Genomic DNA, 25,001 nt, shown 5'->3' with positions numbered 1-25,001 from the left:
AGTGGCTGTGCTACGGGGCTCGCGATCGATCATCCCAAGAGGTTAGTCCTCAATCATGACAGACTCACTCTCAACGACGGTGGACGCTTCTCTCTGGAAACCGTACGTGCCTTCGCCCGAATTGCCGTGGAACTTGGAGCGTGTGGTGCATCTTCACCGTCGTACCGGATTCTCGGCGAGTTGGCCGGAATTGCAGCGCGACCTGCAAGCAGGCCCCAAAGCCGCAATCGATCGGATTCTGAACGACGTCCGCTCAACGAACACACCGGAGCGCACGACCGTTACCGAGACCTTGTTGAATGCGGCAACGCGCTCGGATTCACCCGCCCGCTTGAAAGCGTGGTGGCTCTATCAAATGTTGACCTCACCCGATCCGCTCACCGAGCGACTGACGCTGATGTGGCACAACCATTTCGCCACCAGTAATCGCAAAGTGAACGACCTGACACTGATGAGCGAACAGAACGAACTGTTTCGCCAGCGCGGGCGCGGACGGTTCGGGGATTTACTCTGTGCCGTTGTCAAACATCCCGCCCTTCTCGTCTGGCTCGACGCCGATTCGAACAACAAAGGAAGACCAAACGAAAATCTAGCCCGTGAGTTGATGGAGCTCTTCACGTTGGGCGTCGGAAATTACACGGAAGACGACGTCAAAGACGTCGCCCGTGCGCTGACCGGCTGGGGAGTGACTCGCGATCACTTTGTGAATCGCAGCTCGCGCCATGACGAGGGTGTCAAACGGGTGCTGAATGTCAGCGGCTCATTCGGGGGCGATGACGTCCTGCAGATTCTGCTTCAACAACCTGCAACGGCCCAGAGGCTGGCATGGCGAATCGGCCAGATCTTTCTAGGCGAGCCTGCCCCCGCAGCGGCGATCCAGCAACTCGCCGACGGTCTGCGTTTCCGTCAGCTTGATATTGATTGGGCTGTGGACAAAGTGGTCCGTTCAGAGACATTCTTTTCGGCGTCCCAATTGCACAGTAGGGTCCTTGGACCTGTTGAATTTGTGGTGGGCGCCATGCGGTCACTGGAACTCGACAAATCTGGCGTCAACACGCTGATGCTGGCCGACTGGACCACACGCATCGGACAAGACCTGTTCTATCCCCCCAACGTCGGTGGCTGGAAAGAGGGCCGCAGTTGGTTGGCGTCCAGCATGATCGTCGCTCGATCCAATTTTGCCGCCGCCCTGATTGCCGGGGCGCTTTGGAATCCCGCTCGCGAGATTCGCTTGACCGAACTGTGCCGACAACATGGGCAGAGCGCTGATTTGGAAAACGGCACGGCGTGGCTCGCCCAGTTGTTTTGGGGCCATGCCGAACCTTCGATCATCGTCGAAGTCGCGAGGACGGCCCACGAAGCGAAGTCGACCACCCCCCTGTCCCTGGCCACTGCGCTGCTGCTCTCGCATGCGGTTCACTACCAGGCATGACGGCCTGCTCATCGAACTCCGAATCATCACAAAGGAAGACGGACCATGCTTTCACGACGTAGCTTCCTCAAGACCAGCTCGCTGATCACGCTCTCGCCCTGGGTTCCCAGTATTTTCAATCGCACCGCACTCGCAGCGGGGCCAACCAAGGATGCCCCGGTGCTGGTCGTGATTCAAATGGACGGCGGCAACGATGGCATCAATACCGTCGTCCCGTACCAGGATGACGCCTATGCCCGCGTTCGATCGAAACTGCGGCTGAAGACAGATGATTTGCACAAACTCAGCGATCAGGTCGCACTTCATCATGAGATGAAAGCGGCAGCAGAACTGTTTAGAGACGGACGACTCTCGATCGTGCAAGGTGTTGGCTATCCCAACCCGGATCGATCTCATTTCACGAGCATGCGAATTTGGGAAAGTGGCTATCGCGATGAACTGCGACTGAGCGAAGATGGGTGGCTCGGTCGAGCTCTGGACATGTCGGTGAACACAACGTCTGAGATCCCCGCGGCTGATGCGGTTCATGTCGGCGAACAGGAAACACCGCTGGCCCTATGGGGCAAGCGGTCCACCGCAATTTCGATGAAAGACTCGGCGGATCTTGTGCTGGACCTGGACGCGTTGAACACGCACCCGCTGGTGACGACATCCAATGACGCAACCTTGCGAGACTTTGCCGCCCGCCAGGTTGCGTCCACCCTCCACAATGCGGACGCGTTTGTCAGGCGAAGCCAATCCGACAACACAAAAACCGCGAAATATCCGGACAGCAAGCTGGCCTCACAGCTGAAATTGGTCTCGCAGCTCATTCAAGGAAATTCACCCGCCCGAGTGTTCTATGCCATTCAATCCGGTTACGACACGCATTCCTCACAGCTCAATACGCATGGACGTCTGCTTCGCGAGTTCTCAACAAGCCTGCAAGCGTTTCTGGAGGATTTGCGTGCGGCGAAGCTCGACGATCGAGTCGTCGTTCTGGCGTTCAGCGAGTTCGGTCGACGTGTCACCGAAAATGACTCTGAGGGGACAGATCATGGCACCGCCGGCCCGGTCTTCGTCGCCGGGATGCCCGTCAAAGGTGGCCTCGTCGGCCTCACGCCATCGCTGACCGACTTGGAGGATGGTGATCTGAGAGTGCAAACAGACTTCCGCCAAGTCTATGCAAGCATCCTCGAACAATGGTTCAAGATTCCGTCACACAAGATCCTGGGAGGACCGTTTGAGGGCTTGGAACTCTTTCAAGGAGCGTGACCGCTGAAGTGGCATCCGCCCTCCGCAGAGACCAACGTCAGAACCGATCTGAGAAACTCGGAACTAGCGGCGTTCCGCATCGACGTCGACTGTAGCAGGGATGAGTTGTTCCTTCATTTTTCGCAATGGAACAACCCGCTCGTCTCGCGACTGATAAAACTGGTAACCAAAATCGCTCAGCTTCACCTTCAGCATTTTCTCCAGTCCGATTCGAGCGAACTGGCGATTGAGTATGAACGGATCATCCAGTGCACCAATCAGGTCGGGTAGCGCCCAGCGGGCATCGGTCCTGGTGATCGCATCCGCGGCAACCAATCGAACCGCTTCACGATCACTCTTCAGCCAACCAATTGCCACCGGCAGATTCCGATTCGGATAACTCGTGTCGATCGCTCGTTGCTGAAACGTCGTGCCATACCATCTCTTCAAATGCGTCAACGTCCAGTCGATTGGTTGCTCTGGGTGACAAAGGTTACACGCGTTCAACTGATTCGTCTCAATCATGACGCGATTCGTCGGCGAGAAGATAGTATGCGTACGCACGACTTCCTGAAGGCCCTCATTGATCCGCGGCATGTGACAGTTCATACACCGTGAACCCTCATGATCCAGCGGATGATGTGTATGTGCGATGCGGGCTGTCTCCGCTTCAAACTTCTGATGGCAGCTCAGACAACTTGCGTCGTCTTTGGCTGGGGTCTGAGACCATTCTTGACCAATGGACTCGTGTGGATCGTGACACTTGATACAGGTCAATTGAGAATAGCAACTACCTCGCATGGCGTCGGAGTATTCCGTCGAATTCCAGGTCGAGGTTCCATTGGCATACTGCGGCCTTTCGCCAGCGTGACAGCGTCCGCAGGCCCAGTTTACGTTGTCATGAGTTCGTCCGAGATCGCAGGTCAATGTCGTCGTACGCGTGACCACTTCAGAACCTGTCGGAAAGAACCTGGGTCTCTTCAACCGTCCTTCCGCATGGTCTTTCGCCCCCAGATGACATGCTTCACAACTGATCCCCAAAGTAACCGCGTGCTTTCTCGCATCGAGTCCGTGGAATTCTTGAAGGATCTTCGCGAATTCCTCGTCGGCCATGTCATACGGCTTGCGTCCTTCGGGCCACATTTCCGGCCGCGAGCTCTGCACATATTCCGATAACGAGACGTCAAGCTGCACCGGGATGTGCCGACCGAAAGTTCGCTGGAAACGCACAAACATATCACCAATGGCGAATGTGGTGTGACAAAAGTTACATTGACTGCGATACAAGTCGATCGTCTTATCGGCATACTCCGTGAGATTGCCTGAATATGCAGGTCGTTGCACAAACGGATCAGGCCTTTCTCCCTCGCGGAACTCTTCGCCGATATGTACGGTCGGCACCCACTCTTCACGATCCAACCAATACCCCAATGGCAGAACATGGTCTTCGAAATAGAGCGGATGATCGGACGGCTCAGGTCCCTCAAGCTGCTTGCCGACGTAATACTGGAAGTAGCGAGATCCGATCGTTTGTTGAACCACGAATTCCCGACGGACGTCGTCTCGTTCCAGACGCATGCGATAAGTATCGGCCGCTTTGTAGAACGTCACATCACCACCGAGGTACGACATCCGATGATCATTGAAATTGCCGCGGACAGTCGTATTCTCAACAAGTGAGTTCATCCAACGGTGCGGATGCTTTGACCACGACTCGTACTGCTTCTTGTGACAGTTTTTACAGGCTTCCGGGCCAGCGTAGTCTTGGGGATGAATATTGGCCTGAGTCCCGGGAGGACAGCCTTCTTTTCGCAGTCGCTCCGGAATCTGGTCCCACCACAGCGTATATTTCTCGAAATTCTGATGGCGAAACTTGCCCCTAGCCGCCGTGCCTGCCGGTGACTTGCTTGCTGTCGGCCTTTGTGGCATCGACTGATAGAGCGATCCCACAACTCCCAAAGCGATCATTATCATCACGCATGAAATGACGATAATTCGCAGGCGATCACGCATCGAAACCCTCGCACAAGCTCGATCAAATCGACTGAATCAATCTGAAAATAGCTGATTCACATCAGAACAAAGACGCCATCGGAATCCAACAGTCGTTGACCAGATCTGTGACGTGCCTCAGATTCAACTTAGATTGAACGGCATACAGCAATTGGAGTCAACGAACACATTGCTTTGGGCAAGCTCGGCGATTGATCACGTCACGGTAACCGTTCACAGGCCGGGGACTGGCTCATTTCCCCGCGTAAAGGGAAGGATTACCCTCGTCGATGCGCTGTGGGTTCCAATCAACCGGGAAAATGTGCCTGCCCCCCTCTCTTCGGACTGTAAACGGTTACCACATCAAGTCACAACTACGCCTGCTCCGAATCTGCAAACTATGAATCAGCGCCGGGAAATCAACCAAATTGATTCAATTTGCAGATTGATCTTATTCAGCCAAAGGCTTTCGCAAAGGCAGGACAGCAAAGAGTCGCGTCGGCCCGCCAGTGCCGGACGTGATCTTGATGGGAGCCACGATCAGAATGAAATCTCGCGGGGGAAGCATGTCCAAATCCGCCACGTTCTCAAGACCGTAACGACCCGCGCCATTGATCACATGATGGACGATGAAGTTTTTTGAAGGTCCATGATCAATGCTCAGTGTGTCGATTCCCACCCCACGAACATCGCGCTCTTTCAGTAACCACCGAGCCGATTCCTCTGAGAAACCCGGGAAATGCATTGTCCCATGGAGATCCTGGTTTCGATAGCGGGCGTTGCTATTCCAGAAGCGGCTCCAACCCGTCTTCAGAAAGACGACGGCACGATCCGGAATTCGTCCATGACGTGTTTCCCAGGCCGATAGATCGTCGACAGACAAGCGATAGTCGGCATTCGCTTCCGCCTGAACAGTGACGTCGATCACGACACCGGGTGCGAACAAATCGCCGATCGCTATCTCGTCGACAGTCGGTGTTCCTTTTTCAAAATGGCATGGCGCATCGATATGCGTTCCAAAATGTTCGGGCATCGAAAATGCTTTGGATGAAACGCCGTTCTTTTCCAAGGTCGCAATTGTGCGCAATTGAAATGGCTGATAATCGTCGCCCGGCCAAAACGGGGTCTTCTCATTCAAGGAATAAGTCAAATCAAGCACCTGGACATCACCCGAAACGACGCGTCCCAGCGTCATTTGCATGATGGAATCGCTCAGACCCTCTGACTCTTGCGCTCGTAACGGTGAGGAAGAGTCAACTCCCATCACAGACCACAGTGTGACGACAAACACCGTGGCGAACATCCTACGTGTGATCATTATTGATGCTCCATGGAAGTGGCAAGCCGACACTCGACGCACAACGGCAAATCCAGAAATCGAATCGCGCCCGGAATATGACGTCGACAACGTGATATTAACTTGCCATCGAATCATCCGTCACATGCACATCACATACGCACGAAGAAAAAGGCGATTGTCCGATTCCGAGAGCCCTTCGTTTCGTGATACGCTACCCGCGAGATTCAGAATAAACTCGATCGGAGACAAGTGACCGGATGTCCGTGAAACGTCCTAGTCTTGGCATCCCACAGACGACGTGCGAACGCCGCGCTTTTCTCGTGCGAGGGATCGTTCAGGGCGTTGGGTTTCGGCCCTTCGTACATCGGATCGCGACCGACTTGGGACTCGTGGGTTTCGTGCGAAACCAATCCGGGATGGTGCATGTTGAAATCGAAGGCCTTCCCGAATCGGTCGTGGAGTTCTCGATCATGCTCACAAGTGGCGCCCCGCCGCTGGCACGAATCGAGTCGGTTGAATCGCGTTCGCTGCCGCTTCTCGGCGACGTCGATTTTCAGATCAAGGAAAGCATCGACAGCGAAGTTCCATCGGCAATCTCGATCTCACCCGATGTTGCCACCTGTGCCGATTGTGTCCGAGAACTCTTTGATCCAAGTGACCGAAGATATCTGTATCCATTCGTCAACTGCACGAACTGTGGCCCGCGCCTGACGATCATCCGCGGAGCTCCGTATGATCGCCTGCGAACAACCATGGCCATCTTCACAATGTGTGCGGATTGCCGACGCGAATACGTCAATCCGGCCGATCGTCGATTCCATGCTCAACCGATTGCATGCCCGGCCTGCGGCCCACGATTGCGACTTCTGACGAACACAGGCCAGCCAATCGAAACTACGGACCCAGTCTGCGATTTCGTAGCGGCGATCCGGAACGGAAAGATTGGTGCCTTGAAAGGGCTGGGCGGCTATCACCTCGTCTGTGACGCTCGCAACAACTCTGCGGTCTCCGAACTCAGACGCCGGAAACACCGTGATCAAAAGCCGTTCGCGCTGATGGTCGACAGCGTCGATGAAGCTCGACGCTACTGTGAGGTCGACTCAGCGGAAGCCGCACTACTTCGATCGCCGCGCCGGCCGATTGTACTATTGCGAACTCGTCAAGATGATCGCGCGGAAACCGTCGCCCCGTCGATTGCCCCGAGCAGCCTTAATCTCGGAATGATGCTCCCCTATACGCCGTTGCATCATCTCTTGTTGAGTGCTGTCGAGTCCTCAATTCTGGTGATGACCAGTGGCAATCGTGCGGACGAACCAATCGCCTACGACGACGACGATGCAATCGCCAGGCTCGAAAACATCGTAGATCTCGTCCTCGCCCACGATCGTTCGATCCACGTTCGATGCGACGATTCCGTCGTTCGATCGATCGACGGTGTTGAAACGCTTCTGAGGCGATCTCGAGGTTACGCACCGGAACCATTATCGCTGCCGATTGCCCTCGCCCTGCCGACCCTCGCCGTCGGGGGGCAGCTCAAGTCGACCTTTGCATTAGGTCATGAGAAGCGTGCCGTTCTGAGTCATCATCTGGGAGACCTGAATCACTTCAGTGCGTTCGAAGCGTTTGAACGCGACATCGGGCTCTTTGAAGCAGTCTTCGAAACACGCCCTGCCTGCGTCGTGCATGATCTGCATCCCGATTATGCCTCGACCACGTACGCACGGCGCCGTGCCGCCGAACAGTCTCTTCGGTTACTGGCCGTGCAACATCACCACGCACATATCGCCAGTTGTATGGCCGAGCATTCATTATCGGGGCCCGTGATTGGCGTTGCCTTCGACGGAACCGGTTACGGAACTGATGGGCATATTTGGGGAGGAGAATTCCTGGTCGCCGACTATCAAGGCTTTGAACGTTTTGCTCACCTGCGTTATGTCGGGCTTCCGGGTGGAGACGCGGCCATTCGCGAGCCCTGGCGCAGCGCGATGGCTCACTTGATCGATGCCGACTGCCAATCGCCTGCCCTGATCGAACACGTCGGGCACGACGCGGCAAGAACGATTTACCAAATGGTGAGTCGCCGATTCAACACCCCGTTAACGTCAAGCATGGGGCGTTTGTTCGATGCGGTCGCAGCGCTATTAGGAATACGAACCACGGTCACCTTCGAAGGGCAGGCGGCCGTGGAATTGGAATTACTCGCAAGCCAAGCCTCACCAGATCACGCGTATCCATTCGAACTTGATATGGAACTTGATCTGAATAGGCGAACGTGCTTCAGCATCGACACACGCCCATTGATTCGAGCGATTCTTCAAGATATTTCTGATTTTGCTGAAAGGGAATTGATTGCCAGACGTTTTCATTCCACAATCACGGACGTGACGAAACGCATCTGTCATAAGCTGCGAACTGAGTTCGCGCTCGAGCAAGTCGTCCTGAGTGGCGGAGTCTTCATGAACTCCTTGCTCTCCATCGAAGTGGCGCAACAGTTGTCGAAAGATGGCTTCAAGGTTTATCGCCAACATCTCGTTCCTTGTAACGACGGCGGAATCAGTCTGGGTCAGTTGGCCGTCGCGGCGGCATCATATCCTGGTCCGTAACAGAGGGAGTCGTCATGTGCCTCGGCATTCCCGGCGAGGTCATCGAGACCTATTCTGAACACGACATGTTGATGGCGAAAGTCGACTTTGGCGGCGTGTTCAAGCGTGTCTGCCTGCAACACACACCCGAAGCCCAGATTGGAGATTTCGTGATTGTGCATGTCGGCTTTTCGTTACAAGTCATCGACGCCGATGAGGCACAGCGAGTCTTTCAGTTCCTGAAGGAAATGGATGATCTGCAGGAACTAAGTCACGGTGAAACGTTCGTCGCAGACGATCGCGACTCATTCCGCGCCAGAATCTCGTGAAAGGCAACCATGAGATTTCAAGATGAATACCGTGATCCCGTCGCGGCAAAGCAATTGATAACCGCTATCTCTCGCGTCGTCACTCGCCCCTGGACGATCATGGAGGTGTGCGGCGGGCAAACACATACAATTGTGAAATATGGAATCGATGAACTACTGCCGAATGGCGTTGAACTGGTGCACGGGCCGGGTTGTCCGGTCTGCGTCACACCGCTTGAACTGATTGACAAGGCGATCGCGATTGCGACGCGGTCGGATGTCATATTTTGCTCGTTCGGAGACATGTTGCGAGTGCCGGGTAGCCAGTCTGACCTCTTTGCCATCAAAGCGACGGGTGCTGATGTCAGGATTGTGTATTCGCCACTCGATTGCCTGAAGATTGCCGAGCAAAACCCACATCGCGTCGTGGTCTTCTTTGCGGTCGGGTTTGAAACCACCGCGCCAGCAAATGCCATGGCCGTTGCGCAGGCCAAGAAGCGAAAACTGAGCAATTTCGCGGTGCTGGTCTCTCATGTACTCGTTCCCCCGGCAATGTCCGCCATCCTTTCGTCACTCGACAACCGAGTTCAGGGCTTTCTTGGCGCAGGGCACGTATGTGCCGTAATGGGGTTGGAAGAATACGTCCCAATCGCCGAACGGTTTCAGATTCCGATCGTGGTCACAGGCTTCGAGCCACTTGATCTTCTTGAAGGAATCTACGAGTGCGTCTGCATGCTCGAACGGAGGCAAGTCGGCGTCGGCAATCAATACTCACGCGCGGTCCGCCGTGACGGAAGCCCACGTGCCATTGAACTGATTCACCAAGTATTCGAAGTCTGCGATCGCAAATGGCGCGGAATCGGCGAAATTCCCTTGAGCGGCTACCGCCTGACCGAACCGTATCAACAGTTCGATGCCGAAACGAGATTCAATGTTCAACAGGTCACGGTCCACGAATCGGAACAATGTATCAGCGGTTTGATTTTGCAAGGTATTAGAAAGCCTCATCAATGCCAGGCGTTCTGCAAATCATGCACGCCCGAACATCCTTTGGGAGCCACCATGGTGTCGTCTGAAGGTGCCTGCGCGGCTTACTACAACTATGGGCGATTGCGGCATCCCGTTGCCGCGGGTTCAGAAATCTAAATGAGGGTTGGTCGAGCCCATCCCACTTGGTTTTGAGTGCGGCACTGAATTTCTGATAGGAACGGTATGCCCGGCGCCATCAACATTGGGCAATTGAGCTGCCCTCGTCCCATCAGCAAATCTGACCGGGTCCTCTTGGGACACGGTAGTGGCGGGACAATGTCGGCCGATTTGATCCGAAATACGTTTCTGCAAGAGTGGGACAATCCCGTCCTCGCGGCACTTGAGGATCAAGCGACGCTCGATCTGTCTGGCTGGATCAGATCCAACAGCCATCTGATCCCCCGCCTGGCTTTCACAACCGACTCCTTCGTCGTGCAACCGCTCTTCTTCCCGGGCGGCGACATCGGAACGCTGGCCGTACATGGCACCGTGAATGATTTGGCCGTAGGAGGAGCAATTCCGCAATTCCTCTCTGCCGCCTTCATCCTGGAAGAAGGCTTGCTGATTGAGGATTTGCGACGCATCGTGGCCTCCATGCGCACCGCGTGCAAAGACGCGGGAGTCACCCTTGTCACAGGTGACACCAAGGTCGTGAATCGTGGCAAAGGCGATCAGGTCTTCATCACCACTTCGGGAATCGGTTGGATTCCAGAAGGTCGTTCATTGTCGATTCACAATGCCCGTCCTGGTGACCAGGTACTGATCTCTGGGACAATCGGCGATCATGGCGTAACCATTATGTCGCAACGAGAAGGAATTGAGTTCGAAACGGTACTGGAAAGCGATTCTGCGCCATTGAATGCACTGACCGAAGCGATGCTCAAGGCCTGCCCTAAAATTCGCTGCATGCGTGACCCGACCCGGGGTGGCGTTTCCAGCACACTGAATGAACTGGCGGATGCGTCGGGCGTCGGCGTCAAACTGTGGGAGTCCCGCCTGCCGATACGCCGCGAAGTCCGCGGTGCCTGCGAAATGCTGGGCCTCGACCCCCTCTATGTTGCCAATGAAGGCAAGCTCGTCGCGGTCGTCCCTGCAGATGCGGCTGAGGGCCTGTTGCAAGTGATGCGCAGCAATCGACTGGGGAAGAACGCCGTCGCGATTGGCGAAATTGTCTCTGATCACCCCGGCATCGTTGTGCTGAAATCGATGATCGGCGGCGAGCGAGTTGTGACAATGCTAGCCGGGGAACAGCTGCCAAGGATTTGCTGATGGCGACTCATGCTGCATCATCGTTCGCTCGAACCCCCGCCGATCCTGGGGCGGAGACAGCAGGCGGTGCAGTCAGCCGGACGGCATCAAGACATGGCAAACAAGATCCCTCAATCCCACCGCGTCAGGTTGGCAGATTTCGGCCATACCCTGCGCTGTTGCCCCATCTAAAACGCGGCAGGAGCTTCGTATTTGCGTCCTTGCTGCAAATCGCCGTCGCGGTCCAAACGATCGCCCCACTTCGAATCAACAAGGGGGTTGTCTGAAAAATGTGATGGATCTAGCCAGGCCTAAAGCCGCTTAGAAGGAGAATTTCGAATGCCCTCACCCGCGATCCAAGCCAAGCGAAAACCAGACATTGCAGAAATTCATATCGTCTGGATGACAACGGGACTAAGTTGCGATGGCGATTCTGTCTCGATCACGGCCGCCAGCCAACCCAGTATTGAGAACATTGTCTTGGGGGCCATTCCAGGCTTGCCCAAAGTCCATGTTCACAACCCCGTCATTGCCTATGAGGTCGGAGACGACTTCATGAAGTACTGGCATCAGGCCGCTCGCGGAGAACTTGATCCTTTCGTACTGGTCCTCGAAGGATCGATTCCCAACGAAAAGATTAAGTCCGAAGGCTACTGGGCGGCACTGGGAACCGACTCAAAAACAGGCCAACCGATTACCACCAACGAATGGATTGACCGGCTCGCCCCCAAAGCCGTGGCCGTTGTCTGTGCTGGTACATGTGCGACCTACGGTGGAATTCATGCCATGGCTGGCAATCCGACGGGTGCCATGGGTGTCGCAGATTACCTGGGCTGGGACTGGAAGTCGAAGTCCGGACTTCCGATCGTCAACGTGCCGGGATGTCCCGTCCAGCCCGACAATTTCATGGAAACACTGCTGTACCTGTTGTACCAGGTCGCGGGTCTGGCCCCCATGATCCCGCTTGACGAAGCGTTACGACCGAAATGGCTGTTCGAGCGCACGGTTCACGAAGGCTGCGATCGAGCGGGTTATTACGAACAGTCGGACTTCGCATCGGAATATGGATCACCCAAGTGCCTGGTCAAACTCGGCTGCTGGGGCCCCGTCGTGAACTGCAATGTCCCGAAACGAGGTTGGATGGCCGGCATCGGAGGTTGTCCGAACGTGGGGGGAATTTGCATCGGCTGCACAATGCCCGGTTTTCCTGACAAGTTCATGCCCTTTATGGACGAGCCACCAGGCGCACGAGTCTCGACTTTGGCATCGAAGTTTTACGGCAAGATCATCACGCCATTACGCCGGATGACGCAGCGGAAACTCAACAAAGAACCAAAGTGGCGACATAACCAACCGACGCTGACGACGGGCTATCAGAGCAAATACGTCAAGTCGAAGTAGCTGCAAAACGTTCCTCTTCGAAACATGACAGACCACGATCGTGGTCCAAACATTTCGCGATGCACTGAAATCTCCAATCAAGTTCTGCTTGCTTCACAGGAGTCCGTTCATGGCCACAACCGTCGAGCCAAGGAAACGAAATCGCGCGGAAGGCAGCAATCTCGTTGAGATGAATTGGGACCCAATTACGCGCATCGTGGGTAGCTTGGGAATCTTCACCAAGATCGACTTCGGCAATCGAAAGGTCGCTGAATGCTTCAGCACATCGTCGATCTTTCGCGGATACAGCGTCTTCATGAAAGGCAAAGATCCGCGCGACGCGCACTTTATCACCAGCCGCATTTGCGGCATCTGCGGCGACAATCACGCTTGTTGTGCAAACTATGCCCAGAACATGGCTTTTGGAGTACGGCCGCCCGCGATTGCCGAATGGATCGTCAACCTGGGTGAGGCCGCCGAGTACATGTTCGACCACAACATTTTCCAGGATAATCTGGTTGGGGTCGACTTCTGCGAACAAATGGTTCGCGAAACGAACCCTGGTGTCCTGGCGCTCGCAGAGAAGACGGAAGCGCCTCATGCCGCGGACCATGGATTCAAAACGATCGCCGACATCATGCGCGCTCTGAATCCATTTACAGGAGAATTCTACCGCGAAACATTACTGGTCAGCCGCTACACCCGCGAAATGTTCTGCCTGATGGAAGGTCGCCACGTTCACCCTTCCACACTGTATCCCGGCGGCGTCGGAACGGTTCCAACGGTTCAGCTTTTCACCGACTACATCGTGCGTTTGATGCGATATGTCGAGTTCATGAAAAAATGCCTGCCGCTACACGACGATCTCTTCGACTTCTGGTACCAGGCACTGCCCGGTTATGAGGAAGTGGGACGCCGACGAATCCTGCTGGGCTGCTGGGGATCTTTTCAAGACCCCGACCATTGTGACTATACGTACAAGCGGATGAATGACTGGGGCAACCAGATGTTCGTCACGCCAGGCATTGTCGTCGACGGAAAACTTGTCACGACGGATCTCGTGGACATCAATCTCGGCATACGAATCTTACTCGGCAGCTCTTACTATGAGGACTGGGAAGACAAAGAGACGTTTGTCAAACAAGACCCGCTGGGCAACCCGGTGGATCAGCGTCACCCCTGGAATCAGACAACAATCCCGAAACCACAGAAGCGAGATTTCAACGGAAACTACACCTGGGTCATGTGCCCGCGTTGGTTCGACAAACGCACCGGCGACTACCTGGCATTGGATACTGGCGGCGGACCGATCGCTCGATTCTGGGCCACAGCATTGGCTGGCAAAGTGGATATCGGATACGTGAAGTCGACGGGGACCAGCGTCAAGATTTACCTGCCGAAAACGGCAACCAAGCCGGAAGTCGAATTCGAATGGAAGATTCCCCAGTGGAGCAACGCGATTGAACGCGATCGTGCCCGTACCTATTTTCAGGCCTATGCCGCAGGATGCGCACTTTATTTTGCCGAAAAGGCGATGAAGGAATTGCACGTGGGTCGAACCAAGACCTGGACAGAGTTCAAAGTCCCCGATGAGGCCATCGGATGCGGATTCCACGAGGCCGTTCGCGGTGTCTTGTCGCACCACGTCGTGATCCGCGGCCGAAAGATTGCGAACTATCACCCGTATCCTCCAACGCCCTGGAATGCGAATCCACGAGATATCTATGGAACTCCCGGCCCGTATGAAGACGCGGTCCAGAACACACCCATCTTCGAAGAAAACGGACCGGAAAATTTCAAAGGGATCGACATCATGCGCGCTGTCCGAAGTTTCGATCCTTGCCTGCCATGCGGAGTGCATATGTATTTGGGAAATGGAAAGCACCTGGACCTGAATCATTCGCCGATGTTCGGACAGCATTTTCAACAGACGTGACCCACAACGCGATCGGGTGCCGTTGACGACACGGCGTCATCCACGCTTCTTTCGACCAGAACGGTTGATTTGTCGCTTCGTTCCCGTTTCATGAAAAGGGGCAACCAGACATGACCGAACAGGCAACGTTGCACACGAGGCTTGAGATGATCGACACGCTTGTCGCACGCCTCGATCATCTCGCGGATGAGGAGGTTCGTGATACCGCCACCGAGTTGGTGCAATTGGTGATGGAACTGCACCGCACTGGTTTAGAGCGTTTGTTGAAGATCGTGACACAGCAGATCGCCACCAGCGAAGGGGCCATCCTGCGACTTGCCGAGGACCAACTGGTTGCGGGATTGTTACTTCTGCACGAATTGCATCCTGTCGATCTGGTGACGCGCGTGGGACGAGCTCTGGAGCAGGTTCGACCCTACCTGAAGTCGCATGGCGGAAATGTCGAACTCTTGGAAATCGACGAAGGACTTGTCCGGCTGCAGCTCCAAGGAAGTTGTCACGGCTGCCCGTCGTCCGCGATGACACTCAAGATGGCGATCGAAGAAGCGATCAGTGAACATGCTCCTGATGTTCTGGGTCTGGAAGTCGAGGGTGTCGTTCCCGCCTCATTGCCCGGATTCATTCCGCTCGAATCGTTCGAGCATGCCGCCGATGCGGCTTCGGCAATGCAGTGGGAGGAAATCGCGGGCTTACATGACCTGGCCGACGGAGAAGTCGACACGCGCGACCTGCACGATCAAAGCGTGTTATTTCTACGTTTGAACACGGGTCTTTACGCCTATCAAAACGGTTGCTCACACTGCGGAAACTCGCTGAAAACGGGCACTCTTTCGGGCAGTGTGCTTTCGTGTCCAGATTGCGGAACCCAGTTCGACGTCATGCGAGCAGGGCGCTGCCTCGATCTACCCGCCCTGCACCTGGAACCGCTGCCTTTGCTTCAGTCAGGCGGAAAAACACGCATCGCATTGGCGGTGTCACCATGACCACTTCGCCACAAGTCCGCATCCCTGAAGCATCGTTCCGAAAGACATTCGCGACATTGCGAAGCTTCACCAAGCCGCGCCCCGCCGACGTCCGACGTTGCGAGCTCTGTGGCCTGCAATTGCCATCCGAACATGATCATCTGCTCGATCCGAAAAACCGACACCTGCTGTGTTCGTGTACGGCCTGCGCACTGCTGTTCTCGGGTGCGGCAGAGATGAAGTATCGCCGAGTTCCACGCGACATTCATCAATTGCGAGACTTTCAAATTCCGGATGCCGACTGGGACGGCCTGATGATCCCCATCAATTTGGCCTTCTTCTTTTTTGACAGCTCCGCAGCCAAAACAATGGTCCTGTATCCCAGTCCAGCGGGGCCCGTGGAATCACTGCTGAATTTTGAGAAATGGCAGGAGCTCATTCGAAATTGTAAGCCACTCAATTCGCTGCAACCCGACGTGGAAGCGTTGCTGGTCAATCGGATGGGTATCCGTGCCGGCTTCTTGGTCGATGAGTATTTCATCACGCCCATCGACGAGTGCTATAAACTCGCGGGCATACTGAGACTGCACTGGCGTGGCCTTTCGGGAGGTACAAACGTCTGGAATCGCGTGCGTGAGTTCTTCGATTCTCTCGGACAACGGGCGACCCCTGATCGGAGGCCCGGTCATGTCGGATCTTGAATTCCATGTCGAGGATGCAACGTCACTTGAACACGCGGTCGTACCGACCCTCATCCTAAAACTCCGTATCAAGGGCGGAGTATCGCAGTCCATCCAGAATGTGAATTTGCAATGTCAAATCCAAATCGAATCCAATCGGCGGGCCTACACCCAGAATGAACAAACGAATCTGATTGACCTGTTCGGTGCCGCCGATCGCTGGGGTGAGACACTTCGCAGCATGCATTGGACACGTGTCAGCACACTCGTCCCGCCGTTCCAGCGTGAGGTTCTGGTTGACGTTCAAATCCCCTGCACATACGACTTCAACGTTGCCGCAACCAAGTATTTCTATGGCCTGGAGCAAGGAGATATCCCACTTTTGCTGCTGTTCAGTGGCTCAATTTTCTACCGGCAAGAGACGGGCATGCTGCAAGTGACCCAAATCCCCTGGTCGAAGGAAGCTCGATATCGACTGCCCGTTTCGACCTGGAAGCAGATGATGGAATTCTACTACCCCAATTCCGCCTGGCTTTGCCTGAGACACGATGTGTTCGATCAACTCTACAGATTCAAATGTCATCAAGGAATTCCCACTTGGGACGAGACATTGCAACGTCTTCTGGCATCCACCGCATTGGAGGTGCCGACATGACTCAACCGCTCGTTGATCGAATCGCACAATCCATACTCTACGAAGGCTATCTACTGTACCCCTATCGGGCGTCGGCAGTGAAAAATCGACAAAGGTTCAACTTTGGCGTCCTTGTACCGCAAGCCTACAGCCAGGCCCAAGCGGGGACCGAGTCCTGGACGATGCAGGTGGAATGCCTGTTACAGGAAAGGTTCGCTTCGATAAGAGTCCGAACGCGTTTTCTGCATTTGCTTCAGCGTCAAGTCGAAGAATTTGTCCATCGCGATTCACCCGACCAGGCGATCTCGCCACGATCATCGCGGCCCGTTGAGTGCCTCGAAGTCAATGGGCATCGCTATCAGACCTGGCAGGAGGCAGAGGAGCGCGAGGTCGACTCGCTCGAACTGTGCATTGAAGAACTTTGTGACACGACACATGTACTTCGTTTCCGATTCGGGCCGAACTCGACGACGGAAGAGATCTGCGAACAGTCATTGCAACCTTTGGGATGGGTCCAACGGACGCAGAAGGAACTTCGTGGAACCGTCGTGGTCAGTGCCACTCGCCTTGAGGGCCAGGTCTATCGGCTGCGAGTCGTCATCCACAATGAGACATCGCTGCCTGAAGCGAACTCGTCAACTCGTGACCAAGTCCTTCTCTCGTCATTGGCCTCGACGCATGCTGTATTGACGGTCAGCGATGGAGAATTTGTTTCACTGCTGGAGCCACCGTTGGAATTGGCCGATGCCGCAGCGACCTGTCAGCAGCGAGGTTGTTGGCCTGTGCTTGTCGGCGAGAACAAGTCGCGACAAACGATACTGGCCTCACCCATCATTCTGTATGACTATCCCCAAATTGCACAGGAAAGTCCGGGTGACTTTTTCGACGCAACGGAAATCGACGAAATGCTCATGCTTCGAGTCATGACGTTGACGCCCGGAGAGCAGCGAGAAATGCGATGCGTTGATGAACAAGCACGAAGGCTTTTGGAACGCGCAGAGGGGTTACCCCAGGAGCACTTCGAAAAGTTGCATGGCGCGCTTCGAGGAATGACACGCGAACAAGCTTGATTGGTTCGAAGAGGAATTCGACGCAACGAAAGAAAGTGAGTCTTAAAACGATGATGGAGGACTTTCCCTGGCCCGAACTGGATGTCGAAACGCGACTTGAAAGTGTTCGCGTATTTGGAGTCGATTTGAGGGTGAGCGACAAGGTCCGCCTTTGGCCAAAAAAACGAGGAGACATCATGGACCTCGCGTTTCAGAAAAAGGTGGCCACGATCGAAGCCATTGAACAGGACTTCGAAGGTCAGATTCATCTGGCAGTCGTCCTGGACGATGACCCCGGTCGCGATTTGGGATTCTTGAGGAAACCTGGCCACCGATTCTTCTTTTCGACAGAGGAAGTTGAACCGATGCGTTTGCCCGACAATCAACAGGAGAGCCCATGATGTTGCGACACCTGTTGATCGCGGGAATTGGAAACATCTTCCGTGGAGACGACGCCTTCGGCTGCGAAGTTGTCCAACGTCTACAACGTCAAACATGGCCAAGCGGCGTCAGTGTGATCGATTACGGCATTCGAGGCATGGATCTGGCATACGCACTGATGGATGGAATTGAGACGACAATCCTGGTCGACGCCACGCCACAAGGTGGCACTCCCGGCACGGTCTACACGATGGAACTCGATCTGCATGATATTGACGAAGCCGATTCGATTCTCGATGCGCACAGCATGCACCCGCTGAATGTATTGCGGATGGTACGGGCATTCGGCGGAACCCCAGGTCGAATTCTGCTGGTCGGGTGCGAGCCGGAAGACCTTGGCGATGAACACGAAGGCAAGATGGGATTAACTCCAACCGTCCAAACGGCAATCGAAGGTGCAATCCATCAAATTGCGCTGCTCACGAACGAAGTCTATGCACGAATGCCAGTTGTCACCGACGAGACCACGGATAACGTGCCGCCAACAAACGATCTGATCACACAATGGTCACCGTTCACAGCCCAAAGTGAGCGGGACAAGCACAATTTCCCGGTTCAATTGGAATCCACAGTGCATCGACTGGGCTAAGCCTTCCTTATACCGCGGGAAAATGAGCCAGTTCCCAGCCTGTGAACTGTTACCACACAATGTGAAAAGGGGTACGCACGATGAAAGTCATCATGGCCATCGCCGAAGACATCTTTGCTATTGTACTCGGAGTTTTCATTCTCCTCTGGGTTCTGGTTTGCATGTTCGCAGAGTTTCCTGGTTTGGCGCGCTATATCCGTATCAGCGAAATGTCATAGGACGATACTCGAATGCACGAACTGTCTCTGGCGATGAGTATTCTCGATATTGCCGGTGAAGAATCGGACCGCCGCGGCGGCGCGGAGATCAAATCGATCTACTTGAAACTGGGCCCCCTGTCGGGAGTAATCAAGCAGGCGCTGATATCCGCGTTCGACTTGGCCCGAGAAATGTCGCCATTCTCAAAGGTCGAATTGGTCGTCGAAGAAGTCCCCCTGCGCGTACGATGTCATGTCTGCGACACCGAACGCGAATTGCCCTGCTTCCAGGACTTGTGCTGCCCCGAATGCGGGACACCATGCGGAGATGTCGTCTGTGGGCGCGAACTGGAAATCGTTGCAATGGAGATCGAGTCATGAGCCTCCCGACGACAACTCGAATGGTCGAGGTAAGAACCCAGGTCCTTAAGGCCAACGACAACGATGCGCGACTACTCAGGCAGCGTTTTCACAACAACGGAGTCTTCGTGGTCAGTCTGGTTTCAAGCCCTGGCACGGGAAAGACGCTCTTTCTCGAACGAACCCTGACAATGCTGCGCGAACGGTATCGCTGTGCCGCACTCGTGGGTGATCTGGCAACCGAGAATGACGCCCGGCGACTGGAACGCGCGGGTGTCCCGATTCGGCAGATCATCACCGGTTCCGTTTGCCATCTCGAAGCCAAGATGGTGAGCGACGCACTTGTGGGCTGGAACCTGGACGAACTCGACTTTCTATTTATTGAAAACGTCGGCAATCTGGTCTGCCCTGCAACATACGACTTGGGCGAAGAAATGCGGCTCGTCCTGTTTTCCGTGACTGAGGGGGAAGACAAACCGCGGAAGTATCCCACCATCTTCAACACCGCCGATGTGGCGATCATCACCAAAATCGAACTCGCAACCGTGACAGAGTTCGATCGAGAAGCGGCTTACGCGAGCGTTCAGGCTGTTCGACCCGGCATGAGGATTCTCGAACTTTCGGCGAAGACGGGTTTGGGAATGAATCAATGGCTTGAATTTCTGGAATTAAGAAGCGCCGAACGCTCGGAGCGCCTGGTAGTTGTCTAGTATTCGCGGTAGGTGGCGATGGTCACGTGCGAGCGGATTCAAATACACGGCATCCTCTAGAAGTTCGAGCCTTTTGAATAATTGGTCGCAAGCTGCCCGGCACAAAACATCGACGCGATGAGCCCCAACGAATGGGACATCGCCGTTCATCTTCGCGACGAGTCAATCGTCAGCACGACTCAAATTCTCTCGCACGCACATTCGCTATGGCTGCGGGTGTCCGAAAGCATCTCTCATTCGGGCCTTCTGATTCGTGGATGCGACGATGTCAGCGTTCACAGGCCGAGGACTGGCTCATTTTCCCGCAGCTAAGGGAAGGCTTACCCCAGTCGATGCACTGTGGGATTCCGATTGAACCGCGTAAATATTCCTGCCCCCCCCCTCTGCTGAGACTGTGAACGGTTACCGCGAAGATCCCTCTGTGACATCGCGCCCCAAGAACATCGCTGGACACACTTAACAATCTCGCGAGAGAGCCCACGAATTCTGGCTTCATTGCAGATGGTTTCGGGAAGTCTCGACGAACCGGGAATCGAGAGAGCGCGACAGACTGTCCGTCTGCACAGCCTTGATTTTCACTTCCTTTGCCATAAACTTCGCCCCATCAACAAATTGAGTCCGCAACCATCCGCGCAGTGGCGCGGACTGAAGCCCGAAAGAATCGATCGACGATGAGCATCATGAAAGTTCCTCCGCGACCAGCTAGCACCATTCCATTGATCGGACGAATCCTTCGCACCCCTATCATGAAGTGCTTGCTCTGGCCGATGGAACAACTGACTGCCGGGAAAACGATGCCCTCGGATGGGTCCGGAATTGTCAAAACGGACCGGCTGTCATCGGAATTGCTGCGAGATTTATTTACTAATCGCATTCTGGCAATTCACCTTCCCGCGTTCTGCACGGCTGAAGTCTGCGAACGGATGACGACAAACATCCTGAAAGAAAAACTTGAGAACTGGAATATCTACGATCTGAAAACCGAGTTCAAACCCAGTGATGTCAATGTCTTTGGCGAGCCATTCAGTATGGCCAATAAGAGCGACGAAAGCTGGCATCGCTACTTTCAAAACGCCATCTCAACATCCGAGAAACTACGAAGCATGGCGGCGCCGTACGTTTCTCCCTATGACAAATTTCGCATCATGGTCGATGAGCTATGGGATGATGGCATGACTGTTGCCCGTTATAAGGGCTGTAAAATGTCACCCGGGCTTGTGCGGGTGATGTACGACAATACTGAGACCGTTACGGAAACGTCATTGGGGTGCCATGTGGATAGTTCACCACTGCTCAGTAGCAATTCGGGCCAGTTCTCGTTGAATGTGTACCTGAAGCAACCCGAAATTGGTGGTCATCTCTATCTGTGGAATCCTCAAATCACCACGATGCATGAAGCAATCGGTCATTGGCATTCCGTCAAACACTTTTTCCTTGAATCGAATTATCAGAACGAAGAATTGCAGCTACGTTTCCAAAAGCTTCTTCCGCCCCCCATTCGAATCGAGCTCAAAAGTGGTGATGCCGTCATCATCAACACAGGCAGGCCCCACGCTGTGATCCCTTTTAAGGGCGGTCCGCGTGTTTCGCTGCAAGCGTTCTTGAACTACAAAAAAGGTCAGCCGATTGGCATCTGGGCTTAAGAGTTCCTTGTGAAGCAGCCCGTCTGTTTTGGCTGGCTTGTCTACGTCTTCCTTCGCAACCTGCTGAGGCAACGAGATATTGGGGACGCTCGAGACGAATTCGCCGCCGTTTCAGTTCAGATTTGAAGCCTCCCATTCGCTCGCACCCTCACCCAAGATTCGTATTGATTTTTGAAGTTTCCCGCGAACTTATTGCTGCGCTCGCGCATCTAAGAATGCAACAGCGATGGCGTTCATCGCTCTGACCGGCAGTTTCAGGAAGAAACAATTTCAAAGGTCTTGCGGATTATGATGTTTTCACAGCTGATGTCCGATTGCAGACAGAGCGATACGAGGCGGTTTGCCATACCGGCGAACCTCTTCGGTACGCAACCCGTGCATACCCAGATTCGGCAACATCTTGCCAGTATTCCGGGGAATACAGGTTTGCGAAGCGAAAGATCCTCGTATCCCCTGCGCTCGTGACATCGGCCCTAAGCCTCCGCAAGCTTTTTCAAAAGAGCCCGGTGTCACGCAAAGGACACCGGGCTTCTTCGTTTTGACGAAGTCAAAGTTCTGTCATTTCCGGGCTGGTAGCTGAGAAGTAAGGAATGACGCCGAGCGAATAGCGAGGATGAAGGCCGGGCCGCGGTAGTTGAACACAGTCAGTTCGATTCTGACCATCCCGACTCCGCTTGGTGGTGTAACGGAAGCACGTCGTTCTGATACGGCGACAGCGGTGGTTCAACTCCACTCCAAGCGATTGAACAAGGTGCAGATTATGGATCGAGACCTCACGAACAAATGGAACCACGTCCTCATCCGGGGTCGTGGTGTAACTGCAGCACAGCAGACTTTTAATCTGCCCGGTGGGGGTTCGAATCCCTCCGGCCCCATTGATTACTGGGCCTGTAGCTCAACGATGAGAGCAGGCTCCTTATAAGGGCCAGACGACGGTTCAACTCCGCCCAGGCCTAACTGAACGAAGGATTACGGGATCAAGGTGTTAGTGGCAGCACACTCGGTTCTTACCCGAGCAAGTGACGGTTCAAGTCCGTCTGGTCTCTCTGTCCCGGCGTGCCGGGACAGAGAGAATAGTCCGTAGAGAGTGGAAAGTAGACGGATCGGTTCTTGTCCACTCACGACTTTCCACTCTCTACTTTCTCGCCGAAGGCGCTGCACTGGTCGTTTAGCGGCCAAGACACCGCACCCGTAATACGGCAACGTGGGTTCGAGTCCCACCCGGTGCTTTTTCATGCGCGATGAAGCGAGTTCACAAACTTGGCCAATCGCGCGTTGCGAATAGGTCTTTAACAATTCGGCCAGGAATGCATGCACCCATGACGTAGCGGCAGCGTACCGTCTCGCCAAGGCGGAGGTGCGGGTTCAACTCCCGCTGGGTGCTTTTTTGTTCGCGTGGACGATCCTTGATGACAACGAAGGTCGATCCGCGATGAACGATTGTCAGCGTGTGGGAAAGCATGGAAATCCGCGTGGCTTGGGACCACGAGATCGTCGGTTCAAATCCGACCGCGCTGACTGATATAAATTGCGGTGGAGTCCGTGTTGGTACGGGCAGGCGACTCGGATTTGAAAGACTATCGCCCTTCGCCTTCAACTGACCTATTCGGCCAGCGGCTTCGGTTGATGGTTCGATTCCTGTCGCCGCAGCCTTAACACGAATGGAAGTCATCCGGCTGGAAGCAAGGCCTGCGGCCGAGCGAAAGCGAGGATGAAGGCTGAAGCCGCGATAGATGTACAACGCTCGAAAGCAGGTGTCCCGAGAATCGGGATTGTGGGTTCGAGTCCCACGGCTTCCGACTTGAGGAAAGAATATGTGCCCTTGACCGATCGGCAGAGGTGCCAGCCTTCCAAGTTGGACAGGCGGGTTCGATTCCCGCAGGGCACTCTCGATTGGGTCGGTAGCTCAGCGGCAGAGCAGGTGTTTGTTAAGCACCAGCGCGTGGGTTCGAGTCCCACCCGTCCCTCTTCCATTGCGGGGTAGTCGCTGTTGGCAGCGATGCTGGGCTTTGACCCCGGAGGCGCAGGTTCGATTCCTGCCCCCGCAATTCATCAATCTGAGAGCAACGTCGCGACAAACTTTTCGGCGTTCTCGACGAGGCGTTCAATTCGAGCAAGGGAATTCTTCGCCCGAGCCCGCTTTCGCAACGTGAATGCATCTCGAAGAATTGAATCGCAAACGTTAGCGAGACGACTGGACTCATATGCTCCACAACATTGCTGTACATATTTTAGGAGTTCCTCAAGAAATGCACATTTCTCCTGAAGAGTTCCCAATGGCGCAGCTGCGGCGAGTCGGTCCAATTGGCGGAAGTCGGAATGATGAAGGAGAAAATGTACAACCATCCAATTTGCCGAAGAAATGAGTTGATCGAGTTTGCGAGATGTCAACTCATCCAACCATTGTGCTTCGATCGATGCTGGGACCTGCATCTGAGCGTATTTGTCCTCATCTCCGTTTCGCGACATGTAGAAACGCGACCCGTCGTAGGCAAAGAACATCTGCTTGGCACAGTTCACATCCATTCCATCAGTTTACCGAGAACCACGGTAGCACACGAACCCTTGGAAAGTACGAGTGTCTTGTCTCAATCAAATTCATTGCGGGATAGTCGCTGCTGGTGGCGATGCTGGGCTCTGAACCCGGAGGCGTTGGTTCGATTCCAACTCCCACAATTTACAGATTACGGAAGTCATCCGGCCGGATGAGGAACCTGTCTTGAAAACAGGCGGCGGGAACATCCCGCTTGTGGGTTCGAGCCCCACGGCTTCCGCTCGCTGGCGACGAACAATCGGGCTCATGGTCCAACAGGAAGACATCGGTCCTGCAAACCAAAAATTCGGGTGCGATTCCCGATAAGTCCATTTTTTATTTGATCCCGTGGTCCAGCGGCGACGACGCCTGGCCTACACCCAGGTAACGATGGTTCGAGTCCATCCGGGATTACTTCGATGACATGCCCAGGTACGCCAACGTGTGAGTGACTCGACTTAAGATCGAGTGTTTGCGGGTTCAAATCCCGCTCTGGGCATCAAACAAGACATGGCTCGGTAGGCAATCGGCAGACCACCTTGGCTTAGAACCAGGGATGCTGTGGGTTCGACTCCCACCTGAGCTACGTTTAGTGCGCGTCGGTGATGGGTTGCGCAGACCCAGTCACTCGCGCGTTGGGAGGTGAGTTAATTATCAACGCGCGGTCGACACTGATTTCCATTCCCATCTTGATCGCGCGTGAAAAAGTCCTCGCGGAGCAGCCTGGAATGCTCTCCATCCTGTCACGGTGGAGACGTGGGTT

Annotated in this window: 19 protein-coding genes and 16 tRNA genes; 33 read left to right on the top strand and 2 right to left on the bottom strand. The window is 54.7% G+C overall.

Annotated features, from left to right (window positions below):
• The first annotated feature begins 106 nt into the window (after nucleotides 1-106).
• Nucleotides 107-1,432 (top strand): DUF1800 domain-containing protein, encoded by a 1,326-nt coding sequence (locus OSO_RS0136470; protein ID WP_010587713.1) that lies wholly within the window; start codon nucleotides 107-109, stop codon nucleotides 1,430-1,432.
• Between the two features lie 45 nt (nucleotides 1,433-1,477).
• Nucleotides 1,478-2,686 carry a DUF1501 domain-containing protein gene (locus tag OSO_RS0136465; protein ID WP_010587712.1) on the top strand — a complete coding sequence of 403 codons (1,209 nt, stop codon included), beginning with the start codon at nucleotides 1,478-1,480 and terminating at the stop codon, nucleotides 2,684-2,686.
• Nucleotides 2,687-2,749: 63 nt separating this feature from the next.
• On the opposite strand, the gene OSO_RS0136460 is transcribed toward OSO_RS0136465, so the two are convergent.
• Together OSO_RS0136460 and OSO_RS0136455 are read right to left on the bottom strand one after the other, a co-directional pair.
• Nucleotides 2,750-4,678, bottom strand: a complete 1,929-nt coding sequence (locus OSO_RS0136460) for a multiheme c-type cytochrome (RefSeq protein WP_010587711.1) — start codon at nucleotides 4,676-4,678, stop codon at nucleotides 2,750-2,752.
• Nucleotides 4,679-5,108: 430 nt separating this feature from the next.
• Complete coding sequence (locus OSO_RS0136455) at nucleotides 5,109-5,975, bottom strand: cyclase family protein (RefSeq protein WP_157605975.1); 867 nt, start codon at nucleotides 5,973-5,975, stop codon at nucleotides 5,109-5,111.
• 239 nt (nucleotides 5,976-6,214) lie between these two features.
• On the opposite strand from OSO_RS0136455, the gene hypF reads away from it, so the two are divergent.
• The 31 genes from hypF (at nucleotide 6,215) to OSO_RS0136280 (ending at nucleotide 24,824) form a co-directional block, all read left to right on the top strand.
• Nucleotides 6,215-8,560 (top strand): carbamoyltransferase HypF, encoded by a 2,346-nt coding sequence (gene hypF / locus OSO_RS0136450; RefSeq protein WP_010587709.1) that lies wholly within the window; start codon nucleotides 6,215-6,217, stop codon nucleotides 8,558-8,560.
• Between the two features lie 14 nt (nucleotides 8,561-8,574).
• Complete coding sequence (locus OSO_RS0136445) at nucleotides 8,575-8,868, top strand: HypC/HybG/HupF family hydrogenase formation chaperone (protein ID WP_010587708.1); 294 nt, start codon at nucleotides 8,575-8,577, stop codon at nucleotides 8,866-8,868.
• A 9-nt stretch (nucleotides 8,869-8,877) separates the two neighbouring features.
• Complete coding sequence (hypD, locus tag OSO_RS0136440) at nucleotides 8,878-9,993, top strand: hydrogenase formation protein HypD (protein WP_010587707.1); 1,116 nt, start codon at nucleotides 8,878-8,880, stop codon at nucleotides 9,991-9,993.
• Between the two features lie 66 nt (nucleotides 9,994-10,059).
• Nucleotides 10,060-11,145 carry a hydrogenase expression/formation protein HypE gene (gene hypE, locus OSO_RS0136435; protein WP_010587706.1) on the top strand — a complete coding sequence of 362 codons (1,086 nt, stop codon included), beginning with the start codon at nucleotides 10,060-10,062 and terminating at the stop codon, nucleotides 11,143-11,145.
• Nucleotides 11,146-11,463: 318 nt separating this feature from the next.
• On the top strand, nucleotides 11,464-12,525 hold the full coding sequence (locus tag OSO_RS0136425) for an NADH-quinone oxidoreductase subunit B family protein (protein WP_010587704.1): 1,062 nt from the start codon (nucleotides 11,464-11,466) through the stop codon (nucleotides 12,523-12,525).
• Nucleotides 12,526-12,634: 109 nt separating this feature from the next.
• Complete coding sequence (locus OSO_RS0136420) at nucleotides 12,635-14,440, top strand: nickel-dependent hydrogenase large subunit (RefSeq protein WP_010587703.1); 1,806 nt, start codon at nucleotides 12,635-12,637, stop codon at nucleotides 14,438-14,440.
• A gap of 110 nt (nucleotides 14,441-14,550) precedes the next feature.
• Nucleotides 14,551-15,423 carry a NifU family protein gene (locus tag OSO_RS0136410; protein ID WP_010587702.1) on the top strand — a complete coding sequence of 291 codons (873 nt, stop codon included), beginning with the start codon at nucleotides 14,551-14,553 and terminating at the stop codon, nucleotides 15,421-15,423.
• Entirely contained in the window at nucleotides 15,420-16,103 is a 684-nt protein-coding gene (locus tag OSO_RS0136405; RefSeq protein WP_010587701.1) for a DUF5947 family protein, read from the top strand. The genes OSO_RS0136410 and OSO_RS0136405 overlap by 4 nt, the downstream gene beginning before the upstream one ends.
• Nucleotides 16,090-16,737 carry a DUF6084 family protein gene (locus OSO_RS0136400; RefSeq protein WP_010587700.1) on the top strand — a complete coding sequence of 216 codons (648 nt, stop codon included), beginning with the start codon at nucleotides 16,090-16,092 and terminating at the stop codon, nucleotides 16,735-16,737. Before OSO_RS0136405 ends, OSO_RS0136400 begins: the two co-directional genes overlap by 14 nt.
• Nucleotides 16,734-17,786 (top strand): hypothetical protein, encoded by a 1,053-nt coding sequence (locus OSO_RS0136395; RefSeq protein ID WP_029247832.1) that lies wholly within the window; start codon nucleotides 16,734-16,736, stop codon nucleotides 17,784-17,786. The genes OSO_RS0136400 and OSO_RS0136395 overlap by 4 nt, the downstream gene beginning before the upstream one ends.
• A gap of 35 nt (nucleotides 17,787-17,821) precedes the next feature.
• The gene (locus OSO_RS0136390) at nucleotides 17,822-18,166 is read left to right on the top strand and encodes a hypothetical protein (protein WP_157605971.1); all 345 of its coding nucleotides are present in this window, start codon (nucleotides 17,822-17,824) and stop codon (nucleotides 18,164-18,166) included.
• On the top strand, nucleotides 18,163-18,795 hold the full coding sequence (locus OSO_RS46515) for a hydrogenase maturation protease (RefSeq protein WP_050986284.1): 633 nt from the start codon (nucleotides 18,163-18,165) through the stop codon (nucleotides 18,793-18,795). The genes OSO_RS0136390 and OSO_RS46515 overlap by 4 nt, the downstream gene beginning before the upstream one ends.
• A 230-nt stretch (nucleotides 18,796-19,025) precedes the next feature.
• Nucleotides 19,026-19,373: a hydrogenase maturation nickel metallochaperone HypA/HybF gene (locus OSO_RS0136375; protein ID WP_010587698.1), complete on the top strand. Its 348-nt coding sequence runs from the start codon at nucleotides 19,026-19,028 to the stop codon at nucleotides 19,371-19,373.
• Nucleotides 19,370-20,062 (top strand): hydrogenase nickel incorporation protein HypB, encoded by a 693-nt coding sequence (hypB, locus tag OSO_RS0136370; protein ID WP_010587697.1) that lies wholly within the window; start codon nucleotides 19,370-19,372, stop codon nucleotides 20,060-20,062. The genes OSO_RS0136375 and hypB overlap by 4 nt, the downstream gene beginning before the upstream one ends.
• Nucleotides 20,063-20,742: 680 nt before the next feature.
• Nucleotides 20,743-21,705: a hypothetical protein gene (locus tag OSO_RS0136355; RefSeq protein WP_157605968.1), complete on the top strand. Its 963-nt coding sequence runs from the start codon at nucleotides 20,743-20,745 to the stop codon at nucleotides 21,703-21,705.
• A 671-nt stretch (nucleotides 21,706-22,376) separates the two neighbouring features.
• Nucleotides 22,377-22,447: transfer RNA gene (locus OSO_RS0136345), tRNA-Ile, on the top strand.
• A 61-nt stretch (nucleotides 22,448-22,508) separates the two neighbouring features.
• Nucleotides 22,509-22,580, top strand: a tRNA-Lys gene (locus OSO_RS0136340).
• Nucleotides 22,581-22,589: 9 nt separating this feature from the next.
• A tRNA-Ile gene (locus OSO_RS0136335) sits at nucleotides 22,590-22,661 on the top strand.
• Nucleotides 22,662-22,678: 17 nt separating this feature from the next.
• A tRNA-Lys gene (locus OSO_RS0136330) sits at nucleotides 22,679-22,751 on the top strand.
• A 111-nt stretch (nucleotides 22,752-22,862) separates the two neighbouring features.
• Nucleotides 22,863-22,934, top strand: a tRNA-Thr gene (locus tag OSO_RS0136325).
• Between the two features lie 84 nt (nucleotides 22,935-23,018).
• Nucleotides 23,019-23,089, top strand: a tRNA-Gly gene (locus OSO_RS0136320).
• A 60-nt stretch (nucleotides 23,090-23,149) separates the two neighbouring features.
• Nucleotides 23,150-23,223: transfer RNA gene (locus OSO_RS0136315), tRNA-Pro, on the top strand.
• A 298-nt stretch (nucleotides 23,224-23,521) separates the two neighbouring features.
• Nucleotides 23,522-23,593: transfer RNA gene (locus OSO_RS51200), tRNA-Gly, on the top strand.
• 7 nt (nucleotides 23,594-23,600) lie between these two features.
• Nucleotides 23,601-23,672: transfer RNA gene (locus tag OSO_RS0136310), tRNA-Asn, on the top strand.
• Nucleotides 23,673-23,679: 7 nt separating this feature from the next.
• Nucleotides 23,680-23,753 (top strand) — tRNA-Gln (locus OSO_RS0136305).
• A 554-nt stretch (nucleotides 23,754-24,307) separates the two neighbouring features.
• A tRNA-Gln gene (locus OSO_RS0136295) sits at nucleotides 24,308-24,381 on the top strand.
• Between the two features lie 12 nt (nucleotides 24,382-24,393).
• Nucleotides 24,394-24,479: transfer RNA gene (locus OSO_RS51195), tRNA-Ser, on the top strand.
• A gap of 20 nt (nucleotides 24,480-24,499) precedes the next feature.
• Nucleotides 24,500-24,570, top strand: a tRNA-Ala gene (locus OSO_RS51190).
• 10 nt (nucleotides 24,571-24,580) lie between these two features.
• Nucleotides 24,581-24,652, top strand: a tRNA-Val gene (locus OSO_RS0136290).
• A 12-nt stretch (nucleotides 24,653-24,664) separates the two neighbouring features.
• A tRNA-Leu gene (locus tag OSO_RS0136285) sits at nucleotides 24,665-24,737 on the top strand.
• 13 nt (nucleotides 24,738-24,750) lie between these two features.
• Nucleotides 24,751-24,824 (top strand) — tRNA-Leu (locus tag OSO_RS0136280).
• Nucleotides 24,825-25,001 lie beyond the last annotated feature (177 nt).

The organism is Schlesneria paludicola DSM 18645 (assembly GCF_000255655.1).
GTDB classification, from domain to species: Bacteria; Planctomycetota; Planctomycetia; order Planctomycetales; family Planctomycetaceae; genus Schlesneria; species Schlesneria paludicola.
This window is presented reverse-complemented; position numbering and strand designations above follow the sequence as displayed.